Genomic DNA, 12328 nt, shown 5'->3' on the forward strand with positions numbered 1-12328 from the left:
GCGATCAGGCGGATCGGGATCCGAATTCGTTGCGCTCCGGTGACGCCTCCGCGGCCCGGCCGCGGGCGCCGGACCAGCCCCCGGCGCGGGCACGGCGTTCCGGTTATCAGTCGCCCGCTTTTATGTCCTAGTGTCTACTCCTATGAGTGATGTTCTTGAATTGGCCGCCGTCAGCGTTGTGCGTGGGGCAAAAACCCTCCTGGACAAGGTCGACTGGCAGGTCCGGGAAGGCGAGCGTTGGGTGATCCTGGGTCCCAACGGTGCCGGCAAGACCACTCTCCTGCAGATCGCCGCTGCGCGGCTCCACCCCACCACCGGGATGGCCGGCATCCTTGAGGAGATTCTCGGCGCCGTCGACGTGTTCGAACTCCGGCCCCGGATCGGCCTGTCCTCGGCAGCCCTGGCCAACCAGATCCCGGAACACGAGAAGGTCCTCAACGTCGTCGTGACCGCCGCCTACGGGGTCACCGGACGCTGGCGCGAGGGTTACGAAAAGGACGACGAACGCCGCGCCTTCTCCCTGCTGAACGAGTGGGGTATGGGTCCGCTGCTCAACCGGCCTTTCGCGTCGCTCTCCGAGGGTGAGCGCAAACGCGTGCAGATCGCCCGCGCCCTGATGACCGACCCTGAACTGCTGCTCCTCGACGAACCCGCCGCCGGACTGGACCTGGCCGGCCGCGAGGACCTCGTCTACCGACTCAGTGAACTGGCCCGCGACGAGACCGCCCCGGCGATCGTCCTGGTCACCCACCACCTCGAAGAGGTTCCGCCCGGTTTCACGCACGCCATGCTGCTGCGCGACGGCGGCGTGGTGGCCCAGGGTCCGATCGAAGGCGTCCTCACCGCGGAGAACCTGAGCGAGACCTTCGGGCTGCCCCTGGACGTCAGTGTCACCGCCGGCCGGTACACGGCCACCGCCCGCCGCTGAGCGGGCCGCTGACAGCGCGTGGAGTTCCTCAGTAGCGTCTTCATCTTCTTTGCCGGGCTGTGGGCCGGCACTATCAACAGCGTCGTCGGTTCCGGCACCCTGGTGACCTTCCCGGTGCTGATCGCCCTCGGCTACGCGCCCGTCACTGCGTCCATCAGCAACGCGATGGGCCTCGTGGCCGGGAACGCCACCGGCGCGTGGGGCTACCGCAAGGAGCTCACCGGACGCGGGAAGCAACTGCTTAAGCTACTGCCAGCCTCGCTCCTGGGCGGCGTTACCGGGGCCTACCTGCTGCTGCACCTGCCCGAGGAAGTCTTCCACTACGCCGCCCCCGTCCTGATCGTGGTCGCCCTGCTGATGGTGGCCTTCCAGCCCAAGCTGCAGCAGTGGGTCCGTAACCGGGAACAGAACCCCGAGCACGCCATCCGGGACCGCGGCCACAGCGTCATCCTGGTGGTCCTGGTGTATCTTGCCGGCGTGTACGGCGGATACTTCGTCGCAGCGCAGGGCATCCTGCTGGTCGGGATCCTGGGCGTCTTTATGACCGGGACCATGCAGAACGCCAACGCCATGAAGAACATCCTGGTCCTCGGCGTGAACGTCGTCGCCGCAGTCTCCTACCTGCTCTTCGCGTTCGGCCGGATCGACTGGACCGTCGTCGGGCTGATCGCCGTGAGCTCGCTGATCGGCGGTGTGATCGGCTCCAAAGTCGGCCGCCGGCTGTCCCCGGTGGTCCTGCGCGGGGTCATCTTCGTCCTGGGCCTCGTCGCCCTGGGGTTCATGATCGCCAACCTGTTCAAGTGACCCGGTCCCACGGCTCCTAGTAATCCCCCCACATAATCCACTGATACCTCCCGCTGAAATGGCCCGCCAGTGACTTTCCACCACCTTGACTCCGCCGACGACCCGCGGGTCTCCGACTACACCCGGCTCACCGATGTGCACCTGCGCAAGCTCCGTGAACCCGCCGAGGGCATGTACATCGCCGAGTCCTCCCGGGTGCTCCGCCGCGCCCTCGCCGCGGGGCACCGGCCGCGGTCGTTCTTCCTCGCCGAGAAATGGCTCGAGGATCTCGCGGACGTCTTCGAGCAGCACCCTGACGTCCCTGTCTATATCGGTTCCGCCGCGCTCCTCGAGGACATCACCGGCTTCCACCTCCACCGCGGCGCGATGGCGGCCATGCAGCGCCCCGACCCGGTGCCGCTGCCCGAACTCCTCGCCGGGGCGCGGAGGGTCGCCGTGCTGGAGGACATTGTGGACCACACTAACGTCGGCGCGATCTTCCGTTCCGCCGCGGCCCTGGGCGTCGACGCCGTCCTGGTCTCGCCGCGCTGCGGGGATCCGCTGTACCGCCGCAGCGTCCGGGTCAGCATGGGAACGGTGTTCCAGGTGCCGTGGGCGCGGCTGGACAACTGGCCGGGGGACCTGCAGGTTCTCCGCGACCAGGGCTTCACTGTGGCCGCCTTGGAGCTCACAGGCGACGCCGTGGACCTCGATGAGCTGGCCGCCCGCCAGCCGGAGCGGCTCGCACTGGTCCTTGGCACCGAGGGTGCCGGGATGAGCGCGGGCACGCTCGCCGCCGTCGACCTCGCCGTGAAGATCCCCATGCGCGCGGGCGTTGACTCGCTCAACGTCGCCGCGGCGTCCGCCGTCGCGTTCTGGGAACTTCGGCCGCGCAACTGAAGCACGCAGCCGCACCTCCCGCAGGCAAGGCTCCGCACGGCCCTGCACCGCGCCGCTGGTCAGGCGGCGAAGGCGCCGGTTTTCCGCTATGATGGATAGCTGGCCGTCCGGTACATTCCGCCGGCCATCCCATTCATACCTGGCAACTGGCAAAATCCAGTTGTGCGAACAAAGGTCCAATTATGAAGTCCAATACTCACCCGAAGTACGAAGCTGTTGTTTTCAACGACCTGGCTTCCGGCGTCAAGTTCCTGACCAAGTCCACCGTGTCTTCCAAGAAGACCATCGAGTGGGAAGACGGAAACACCTACCCGGTCATCGACGTCGAAATCTCCTCCGAGTCCCACCCGTTCTACACGGGCAAGCAGCGCATCATGGACTCTGCAGGCCGCGTCGAGCGCTTCAACGCTCGCTTCAAGGGCTTCGGCGGCAAGAAGTAACTTCTTCCCCAAGGTCTTAAGGAAAAGCCCGCACCGGTGACGGTGCGGGCTTTTTGCGTCTGCCGCCACGGTGCCTCCAGAACGCCACGGCGTGGCAGGATTAAGGTCATGACGACCCTTCGCCCCGTTCCCGGTCCCAGCAACGCTGACGACGGCGGTACCCGCCGCCACGGGGAGTACAAGGTCCCCGGCGGCAAACTGGTAGTCGCCGACTTCGACGTCGTCGACCGCGTCCTGACGAACGTCTCGCTCAGCGGCGACTTCTTCCTGGAGCCGGACGAGGCGCTGCTGGAGATCAACCGGGCACTCACCGGCCTCCCGGCGGACTCCGCTGCGGCGGACATCTCCGCCGCCGTGGCCGCGGCCCTGCCCGCCGACGCCGTCCTGTTCGGCTTTTCCGCCGACGCCGTGGCGGTCACCGTCCGCCGCGCCCTGGCCAAGGCCACCGGCTGGGCGGACCATCACTGGAACATCATCGGGCCCTCCGTGCTGCCCACCCACGTGAACGTGGCCCTTGACGAGGTCCTGACCGAAGAGGTCGGCGCGGGCCGCCGCAACCCGACGCTGCGGTTCTGGGATTGGGAAGAGCCGTCCGTGGTGATCGGCAGCTTCCAGTCCGTCCGCAACGAACTGGACCCCGCCGGCGTCGAACGCCACGGCATCAGCGTGGTCCGCCGGATCAGCGGCGGGGGAGCGATGTTCATGGAGGCCGGCAACTGCATCACGTACTCCCTGTACGTGCCGCAGACCCTCGTGGACGGCATCAGCTTCGCTGACTCCTACGGCTTCCTGGACGCGTGGGTGATGGCTGCCCTTGAGAAGATGGGCATCAGCGCCTTTTATGTGCCCCTGAACGACATCGCGACCGAGCAGGGAAAAATCGGCGGCGCCGCGCAGAAGCGGCTCGCGAACGGCGGCATGCTGCACCACGTCACCATGAGCTACGACATCGACGCGGACAAGATGGTGGAGGTCCTGCGGATCGGCAAGGAGAAGCTCTCAGACAAGGGCGCGCGGAGCGCGAAGAAGCGGGTGGATCCCCTCCGCCGGCAGACGGGCCTGGCGCGGTCCGAGATCGTCGCGGCCATGATGGACGTCTTCGCGGAACGCTACGCGGCGACGCCGTCGGAGCTCACCGACGGCGAAATCGCAGCGGCCCATCAGCGGGTCGAGGCCAAATTCGGTACCGCGGAGTGGCTGCACCGGGTCCCGTAGGCCCCGTGCGCCCCACCGGGCCCCCGACTGAGCCGCCGCTGCCCTCAGTGCGACTCGGGTAACGGCCATTCGTGTCAGATCGGTGGCCGGACCACTCGCATAGCGGCCACTCGTGTCAGAAGTGCGCACCGCGGGGAGGCGCTCGTCACCGATTCACCACAAGTGGCCGCTACACCGACCCGCTTAGCGGCCGTACGTGTCAGATGGGTGGCCGGGCGCCTCGCATACAGCGGTTACGGAGCAGCGGACGGGGTGTTCGCGGGCAGCGCCTGCGCCTCGAGGGCGCGGTGCAGGTGGCTGCGCTGTTCGATGATGATGCGGCGCAGTGCCCGCGGGGCGTCCTGGTGTCCGGCAAGCCACTCATCCGTCCGGATGATGACGGGGTGTGAGTCCGGGGTGCCGCCGCCGAGGTCCTGCCCTGCCGGGTAGAGCCCGCGGACGATCCGGCTGGCAATCTCGATGCTGCGCCCGGCCCATACGTCCTCCAGGCAGTCGAAATACCGATCAGTGAAGCCCTGCAGCAGCGCCGCCGGGCCGGTGTTGAAACCGGCGATGGTCGCGCTGAGCAACTGGTTGGACAGCGACGTGCCATGCACGGCCTCATTCCAGGCTGCCTCCTTGACCGCCGCATCCGGGCGGGCTGCGAGGGCGGTGGCATGCCCGGATTTGCCGGCGGCAGTGTTGTCCCTGCCCAGCTCCCCGTCGAGCTGCTCGGCGGTGGCTTGCCCGTGGGCGGCCAAGGCGTGCCAGAGGTTCCACCGGAGCTCCGCATCCACGGACAGGCCCTCAATGACCGTGCTGCCGTCCAGGATCCCGCGGAGCAGGTCGAGCCGGCTGTCATCGAACCGGCTGGTCGCGGCAACCGTGCGCGCCCACGCCAGCTGCTGGTCGGACCCCGGTGCGGCACGCTGGAGCTCGTCGGCCGCCATGGACAAGAACCCGCGGCGGACACCGGCCCGCTTCGCCTCGGGGACGTAGCGTTCAATGGCCGTGGAGGCATTGCCCAGGACGTTCAGCAGCACACCGATGCCGGCCTCCGCGGGACCGAAGCGCTGCACGGCGTCCACGTACAGGGCGGACGGCGTGACGGCGTCACGCGCGGAATCCCAGAGCGCGGTCCAGCACAGGGCCCGGGCCATCGGATCCGTGAGTGAACTAAGCGAGTTCCGGACCGTGGCCTCGGAGCGCGGGTCCAGCCGCACTTTGGCGTAGCTCAGGTCATCGTCGTTGACCAGCATCAGGGCCGGCCGCGGCCTGCCGGCGAGGGCCGGCACGTCGGTCCGGGCGCCGGTGACGTCGGTCTCGACGCTGTCCGTGCGGACCAGGGCGCCGGCGTCGTCCATCTCGTACAGGCCGATACGCAGCCGGTGCGGCCGCGGCTCCTGCCGGCCCGTCGTCGGGTCCTCGGCGTCCTGGAAAAGGGTGACGGCACCGAGGACGCCGTCGTGCTCTTCAATCCCGGTGGTGAGGGTGGAGATGCCCGAGGTCTGCAGCCACTGGCGGGCCCAGTCCGCGAGGTCCCGGCCGGAGGCGGCGCTGAGCGCGGCGAGCAGGTCGGCCAGGGTGGTGTTCCCGTAGGCATGGTCCTTGAAGTACCGGCGCGAACCGGCGACGAAGGCCTCGAAACCCACGTACGCGACCAGCTGCTTGAGCACCGAGGCGCCCTTGGCGTACGTGATGCCGTCGAAGTTCTGTTTGGCTGCCTCGAGATCGGGGATGTCGGCGACGATCGGGTGCGTCGTCGGCAGCTGGTCCTGCACGTAGGCCCACGCCTTGCGGTTGTTGGCGAAGTTCACCCAGGCTGTGTCCCAGTCCGTAGTGCGGTCCACGCCGAGGGTGCCCATGTAGTCCGCGAAGGACTCCTTGAGCCACAGGTCGTCCCACCACTGCATCGTGACGAGGTCGCCGAACCACATGTGGGCCATCTCGTGCAGCAGGGTGTTGGCGCGGGCCTGGTACTGCGAATCCGCGGCCCGTGAAGTGAAGACGTAGTTTTCCGTGAACGTCACAAGGCCCGGGTTCTCCATGGCGCCGAGGTTGTACTCGGGCACGAAGGCCTGGTCGTACTTGCCCCACGGGTACGGGAAGTCGAAGAGTTCGTTGAAGAAGTCCAGGCCGTTCTTGGTGAGGGTGAAGAGTGCCTCGGGGTCGAAGGACGGCGCCATCGAGGCACGGCAGTAAAGGGCCAGGGGCACGTCCAAGACGGATCCGTCAGTGAGCGTCCCGCGCCAGGAGTCCTCGGCCTTGAAGTACGGGCCGGCCAGCACCGTGGTGATGTAGGTGGACATCGCCTTCGTGGGGGCGAAGTCCCAGCGGCTGGTGTCGGGATCGCTGGTGAGCTGCGCGCGCCGGGTTTCGACGCCGTTGGAGGACACCTGCCAGGCCGAGGGCGCCATGACGTGGAAGGTGAATTCCGCCTTCAGGTCGGGCTGCTCAAAGTTGGCGAAGACCCGGCGGGCGTCGGCGGGCTCGTACTGGGTGTAGAGGTAGCACTGGCCGTCGGCGGGGTCGAAGAAGCGGTGCATGCCCTCCCCGGAAGTGCTGTACAGCGCGGTGCCCGTGACGGTGACCTGGTTCTCCGCCTGGAGGTTGTCCAGCCGGATCCGGGAGCCGTCCACGACGTCGGCGACCGGGAGTCCCTTGCCGTTGAGGAAGACGCTGTGCACCTGGCTGCTGATGAAGTCCAGGAACGTGGAGGACCCGGGTTCGCCGGCGGAGAAGTTGATGACGCTGCGGCTCGTGTACCCGGCGACGTCCGGATCCGCAGCCTGGCGGACGTCCAGGGAGACGTCGTAGCTGTGGGTGGTAATCAGGGCTGAGCGGGTTGCGGCTTCATCGCGGCGCAGGTTCTGGTTCGACACTCAGCTATCTAATCATGAGGAACGCGGCGCCCAGCCCCAGCGCGGCAATCAGCAGCCAGGACGCCAGAGCGGCCAGCAACGCCCGCGCCCCGGTGTGGATCAGCTGGCCCACCCGCACCGCCGATCCGAGGCCGAACAGCGCCATCCCCAGCAGGATGTCCTGAAGCACCGCGGCGGCGTCGAGCACGGCGGGGGAGAGCCAGCCCGTGGTGCGCAGCGCCGCCAGGGCGACGAAGCCGAGGACGAACAGCGGGACGATGGGCGGCCGCTTCAGGCCGGTGCCGGCGTCGGCGGTGCTGCGGTGGTGCAGGCCCGCGGCGGCGACCATGGGGGCCAGGAGGATCACCCGGGTGAGTTTCACGACGACGGCGACCGCCAGTGCCGAGGCCCCGGCGGTCTGCGCGGTGGCCACCACCTGTCCGACGTCGTGCACGGACGCCCCGGCCCAGGCCCCGAAAACCTCCGGAGTCAGGCCCAGCGGCTGGATGAGCAGCGGGAGCACACCGATGGCAAGGGTGCCGCACAGTGTCACCAGGGCCACCGGGAGCACTGTGTCGTGCTGCCGGATCCGGCGCACCGCGGCCATCGCCCCGATGGCCGAGGCCCCGCAGATGGAGAAGCCGGTGGCGATCAGCAGCGACACGTGCGGCGGCAGCCGGAACAGCCTGCTGATGCCGTAGGTTCCGGCGAAGGCGGCCAGCACCACGCCCGTGATCAGCAGCAGCGCGCTCCAGCCCAGGCCCAGGACGTCCACGAGGCTGACTTTCAGGCCGAGGACCACGATTCCGGCGCGCATCAGGTGCCTGCCGGCGAAGTCCAGACCTGGCCGGCCCGGGCCCGCCGTCCAGCCTGACAGCCCCGGGACGTTGGCGGCGAGGAGTCCGAACGCCACGGCCAGCGTCATCGCCGGGAGCACGGGAACCAGGGCGTGGACGGCCAGCGACAGCACGACGGCGGCTGCCGCGGCCAGCAGCCCGGGGACCAGGCCCGGCAGCGGCTTTGCCCTGGGCAGCGGGTGGGGAATTTTCGGTGGCACGCACCAACCTTGCCCCAACTGCGCGGAAAAGCCCGCACGCGCCACGGCGGCCGCCCCGCGGTCAGCTCCGGTTTCCGGCCAGCGGACAGCGCCACGCCCGGCGGATTCCCGCTGCCCGGCGCCACGCTCCGGCGGGCATGGAAATGATTTCGCAACAAAAAGGTGATTGTCTAGTGACCATGTCTGACCTATTCCAGGATTACTCCGTGGCCGCCGAACGTACCGGCGCCTACGACGAGATGTTTACCCCCGGGCAGGAGCCCAGGAAGTCCTACGGGCAGGTTGCCGGGGCTTTGCGTGAACTCTCGCTCGCTGATGTCACCGCCCGCGCCGATTCCATGGCACGGACCTTCCTGGACCGCGGCGTCACGTTCGACTTCGCGGGGGAGGAGCGGCCCTTCCCGCTGGACATCGTGCCGCGCGTCATCCCGGCCGATGAGTGGACCGTGCTGGAGCAGGGCGTCGCGCAGCGCGTGCGGGCGCTGGAGGCGTTCCTCAACGACGTCTACGACAAGATGGCCGTGGTGACCGACGGCGTCATCCCGCGCCAGCTCGTCACCACCAGCGCCCATTTCCACCGCCAGGTGCACGGCTTCGAGCCGGCCGGCGGCGTCCGCGTCCACATTTCCGGCATCGACGTCGTCCGCGACGCCGCCGGGACCTTCCGTGTCCTCGAGGACAACGTCCGCGTGCCCTCCGGCGTCAGCTACGTCCTGGAGAACCGCCGCGCCATGGCCAAGGGCCTGCCCGAGGCATTCGGCCAGCAGCTGATCCGGCCGGTCGAGGAATACCCGCGCCGGCTCCTCTCCGCCCTGCGCAAGACGGCACCGTCAGGCGTCGACGACCCCACCGTGGTGGTCCTGACCCCCGGCGTCTTCAACAGCGCCTATTTCGAGCACACCCTGCTCGCCGGCCTCATGGGCGTGGAACTCGTCGAGGGGCGCGACCTGATCTGCCGCGGCAACCGCGTCTACATGCGCACCACCGCCGGTGAGCAGCGCGTCGACGTGATCTACAAGCGCATCGACGACGAGTTCCTGGATCCGCTGCAGTTCCGGGCCGACTCGATGCTCGGCTGCCCGGGCCTGGTCAATGCAGCCCGCGCCGGCGGCGTCACCATCGCCAATGCCGTGGGCAACGGCGTCGCCGACGACAAACTGGTCTACAGCTACGTCCCTGACCTGATCCGCTACTACCTCAGCGAAGAGCCCGTGATCGCCAACGTGGACACGTTCCGGCTGGAGGAGAAGGAAGCCCGGGAAGAGGTCCTGGACCGCCTGGACGAACTGGTGGTCAAGCCCGTGGACGGTTCCGGCGGCAAGGGCCTCGTGATCGGCCCGGATGCCTCCAAAGACGAACTCGATGCGCTGCGCAAGCGCGTCATCGCGGACCCCCGCGGCTGGATCGCGCAGCCGGTCCTGCAGTTGTCCACCGTGCCCACCCTCAGCGGCGACAAGTTTGGCCCGCGGCACGTGGACCTGCGCCCCTTCGCGGTCAACGACGGCGACGACGTCTGGGTCCTCCCCGGCGGGCTGACCCGAGTGGCGCTCAAGGAAGGCTCCCTGATCGTGAACTCCAGCCAGGGCGGCGGTTCCAAGGACACATGGGTGCTGGCGGATTCCCCCGAGGTGCCCGTGGAGACCCTGCCCCGCCAGGCCATCACGGTCCGCGAACGGGTTTCGGTCTGGCCCGTCGAAAGCAACTGGCGCGATAGCCAGAAGGAGCAGCAGCAATGACCCCCGGCACCCTGCCACACACTGTTCCGCTGACCTGCCCTTTTCAGATTTCCGATGCGCTGGAGGTAACCGCGAATGCTTAGCCGTATCGCCGAGTCACTGTTTTGGATCGGCCGCTACGTCGAACGGGCCGACGGCACCGCCCGGATCCTCGACGTCCACCTTGAGCGGCTCAACCACCTGCCCATGGAGGAACAGCGCAGCGTGGCGCAGGAACTCCTGGCCGTGATGGGCGCCCGGGCGCAGAGCGAGGACTTCGGCCTGCCGGAACTGCTCAACGCCCTCGCCTATGACAAGCAGAGCGCCACGTCCATCGCCGGTTCCCTCGGCGCGGCGCGGGAGAACGCCCGCCGCGCCCGGGAAACCGTGTCGTCCGGGCTCTGGGAGAGCCTGAACACCACGTATTACGGGCTGAACCAGCACCGCAAGGACGTCGTGGGGACCTACCGATTCTGCAACTGGGTGCTGGAACGCACGGCCATGGTCAGCGGCCTCGCGGACACCACGGTCAGCCACGACGAAAGCTGGCAGTTCCTGGTCCTGGGCCGCTCCCTGGAACGCGCCGACATGACCGCCCGGATGCTCTCCACCCGGGACGTGCTCTCCGCCGGGATGTCGTGGGTGAACATGCTCCGCTGCGCCGGCGCCTACGAATCGTTCCTGCGCACCCGCCGGGCAGCCTTCGGCGACCAGCACGCCGCCGAGTTCCTGCTCCTGGACCGTCTGTTCCCGCGCTCCATCGTGTATGCGCTGCGTGACGCCGATGAATGCCTCGCGAAGCTGGACCCCTCGGCCCAGCGCGTCGGCTTTATCAATGACGCCCGCCGGATCGTGGGCCAGGCCCGCACCTTCCTCGAGTTCCACCGCACCGACGACCTGATGTCGGAGCTGCCCGAGCACATGGAACGTGTCCAGAAGGCCGTCTCGCAGGCTTCGGACGCCATTTCCCGTAAGTACTTCAATCAGGCAGACGAACTGGCCTGGGTGGGAGAAGTTTCATGACCCGGCTGAGTATCATCCACAAGACGGCGTACAAATACAACAAGCGGGTCACACTGTCCTACAACGAGGCCCGGATGACCCCGCTAACGGACCCCCAGCAGGTGGTGCTGGAATCCTCGCTGAAGGTCTCGCCGTCCCAGGCGTCGTTGAGCAGCTACCGCGACTACTGGGGCACCCGGGTCACCGCCTTCGACATGCAGATGCCGCACGAGCACCTGGAAGTCCTGTCGACCACCACAGTCGAGGTGCACCGGGTGGAGCGGATCCCGGCCGAGGCGGACATCGTCGGCTGGGACGTCCTCGACTCCCCGGACACCCTCAACAAGTTCAGCGACTGGATTCCGCAGTCGCAGCTCACCGGGACGGGCACCGAAGTGCTCGGAATCATTCCCGGCGTCGTCGGGGACCGCAACCCGCACGAGGCCGCCATGGCGGTCTTCGAATGGATGCGCGGCGAAATGACCTACATGAAGGGATCCACCGGCGTCACCACGAACGCCGAACAGGCCTGGAACCAGCGCCAGGGCGTCTGCCAGGACCTGGCGCACCTCGCCATCGGCGCGCTGCGGAGCCGGGGCATCCCTGCCCGGTATGTGTCCGGTTACCTGCACCCGCGGTCGACGGCGGACCTCGGCGAGACGGTCGCGGGACAGTCCCACGCCTGGCTGGAATGGTGGGACGGCGAATGGCGCAGCTGGGACCCCACCAACCACAAACCGGCCGGCGATTTCCACGTGACTGTGGCACGCGGCCGGGATTACCGCGACGTGCCCCCGCTTAAGGGAATCCTGTCCGGCGGGGGCGGCTCCGCCCTCAGCGTCACGGTGGAGATCACCCGCCTGGCCTGATTCCCGACCTCATCTCGCTTATGCGCTATCACCTAAGGCTGTTCTGAGGCCCCAGAACAGCAACAAGTGATAGCGCAACGGGTTTAAGGGTTATTCCAGGCCGGAGCGGGTGGCGTCATCCAGCGGCGTCCACCAGGTCAGCGGGGGGACCACCTTGAATCGGCGTCCCGTAACGGTGTCCGGAGTGATCCGGACGAAGTGTTCCTTCTTGCCCGCCTGCCACGGGAACAGGAGGAGCCCCACGGTGTCCAGGACCTCCTGCTGGTTCTGCACCGGTGCTGCCTGTCCCTTGATCACCACACTCCAGGCGACGCCGGAGTCAGCGTCGATACCGTCGGCCTCCAGTGCCACGGGTGTGTCTGCCGTGGCCGCCTGCAGCTTGGTGCCGTCCGCCGTGCGGAACACCAGAGTGCCGTGGTCCACCTTGTAATTGATCGGGAAGATATCAGGATGGTCATCCACCCACACCGCGAGCCGACCCACGCTGACGCCGCGTAACAGACGCCAGCATTCATGGTGGTCAAGGTTCTCAACTTCGTGTGCCTGCTGGTGTTTGCCCGGGTTGGGATCAGTACTCAT

11 protein-coding genes are annotated in these 12328 nt (G+C 67.9%); 8 read left to right on the forward strand and 3 right to left on the reverse strand.

Annotation, left to right across the window (positions count from 1 at the left end; translation table 11 throughout):
- Nucleotides 1-142 precede the first annotated feature (142 nt).
- From ASE96_RS09545 to ASE96_RS09565, 5 genes are all read left to right on the forward strand, one after another.
- Nucleotides 143-928: an ABC transporter ATP-binding protein gene (locus tag ASE96_RS09545; RefSeq protein ID WP_056429356.1), complete on the forward strand. Its 786-nt coding sequence runs from the start codon at nt 143-145 to the stop codon at nt 926-928.
- Nucleotides 929-946: 18 nt separating this feature from the next.
- On the forward strand, nt 947-1732 hold the full coding sequence (locus ASE96_RS09550) for a sulfite exporter TauE/SafE family protein (RefSeq protein WP_056429358.1): 786 nt from the start codon (nt 947-949) through the stop codon (nt 1730-1732).
- A 69-nt stretch (nt 1733-1801) separates the two neighbouring features.
- Nucleotides 1802-2611: a TrmH family RNA methyltransferase gene (locus ASE96_RS09555; RefSeq protein ID WP_056429360.1), complete on the forward strand. Its 810-nt coding sequence runs from the start codon at nt 1802-1804 to the stop codon at nt 2609-2611.
- Between the two features lie 182 nt (nt 2612-2793).
- A complete protein-coding gene (locus ASE96_RS09560) occupies nt 2794-3051 on the forward strand; it encodes a type B 50S ribosomal protein L31 (protein WP_011691973.1) in 258 nt (85 codons plus the stop codon).
- Between the two features lie 108 nt (nt 3052-3159).
- Entirely contained in the window at nt 3160-4266 is a 1107-nt protein-coding gene (locus ASE96_RS09565) for a lipoate--protein ligase family protein (protein WP_056429362.1), read from the forward strand.
- A 233-nt stretch (nt 4267-4499) separates the two neighbouring features.
- Here ASE96_RS09565 and pepN read toward each other — a convergent pair whose 3' ends face one another.
- Entirely contained in the window at nt 4500-7127 is a 2628-nt protein-coding gene (gene pepN / locus ASE96_RS09570; RefSeq protein WP_056429364.1) for an aminopeptidase N, read from the reverse strand.
- Nucleotides 7128-7131: 4 nt separating this feature from the next.
- A complete protein-coding gene (locus ASE96_RS09575) occupies nt 7132-8163 on the reverse strand; it encodes a YeiH family protein (RefSeq protein WP_235500197.1) in 1032 nt (343 codons plus the stop codon).
- A gap of 179 nt (nt 8164-8342) precedes the next feature.
- Between ASE96_RS09575 and ASE96_RS09580 the strand changes: the two genes are divergently transcribed.
- From ASE96_RS09580 to ASE96_RS09590, 3 genes are all read left to right on the forward strand, one after another.
- The gene (locus ASE96_RS09580; RefSeq protein WP_056429975.1) at nt 8343-9899 is read left to right on the forward strand and encodes a circularly permuted type 2 ATP-grasp protein; all 1557 of its coding nucleotides are present in this window, start codon (nt 8343-8345) and stop codon (nt 9897-9899) included.
- 75 nt (nt 9900-9974) lie between these two features.
- The gene (locus ASE96_RS09585; RefSeq protein WP_024366688.1) at nt 9975-10901 is read left to right on the forward strand and encodes an alpha-E domain-containing protein; all 927 of its coding nucleotides are present in this window, start codon (nt 9975-9977) and stop codon (nt 10899-10901) included.
- Nucleotides 10898-11749 (forward strand): transglutaminase family protein, encoded by an 852-nt coding sequence (locus ASE96_RS09590; RefSeq protein WP_056429365.1) that lies wholly within the window; start codon nt 10898-10900, stop codon nt 11747-11749. Before ASE96_RS09585 ends, ASE96_RS09590 begins: the two co-directional genes overlap by 4 nt.
- 90 nt (nt 11750-11839) lie before the next feature.
- Here ASE96_RS09590 and ASE96_RS09595 read toward each other — a convergent pair whose 3' ends face one another.
- Complete coding sequence (locus ASE96_RS09595) at nt 11840-12328, reverse strand: pyridoxamine 5'-phosphate oxidase family protein (RefSeq protein WP_056429367.1); 489 nt, start codon at nt 12326-12328, stop codon at nt 11840-11842.

This window comes from Arthrobacter sp. Leaf69 (assembly GCF_001422645.1).
Classification (GTDB): Bacteria; Actinomycetota; Actinomycetes; order Actinomycetales; family Micrococcaceae; genus Arthrobacter.

Bases quoted from the DNA above. Each gene is read 5' to 3' on its own strand.
- ASE96_RS09565 (WP_056429362.1), top strand. From the start codon at position 3,160: ATGACGACCCTTCGCCCCGTTCCCGGTCCCAGCAACGCTGACGACGGC.
- ASE96_RS09595 (WP_056429367.1), bottom strand. From the start codon at position 12,328: ATGAGTACTGATCCCAACCCGGGCAAACACCAGCAGGCACACGAAGTT.
- ASE96_RS09545 (WP_056429356.1), top strand. From the start codon at position 143: ATGAGTGATGTTCTTGAATTGGCCGCCGTCAGCGTTGTGCGTGGGGCA.
- ASE96_RS09580 (WP_056429975.1), top strand. From the start codon at position 8,343: ATGTCTGACCTATTCCAGGATTACTCCGTGGCCGCCGAACGTACCGGC.
- ASE96_RS09585 (WP_024366688.1), top strand. From the start codon at position 9,975: ATGCTTAGCCGTATCGCCGAGTCACTGTTTTGGATCGGCCGCTACGTC.
- ASE96_RS09560 (WP_011691973.1), top strand. From the start codon at position 2,794: ATGAAGTCCAATACTCACCCGAAGTACGAAGCTGTTGTTTTCAACGAC.
- ASE96_RS09590 (WP_056429365.1), top strand. From the start codon at position 10,898: ATGACCCGGCTGAGTATCATCCACAAGACGGCGTACAAATACAACAAG.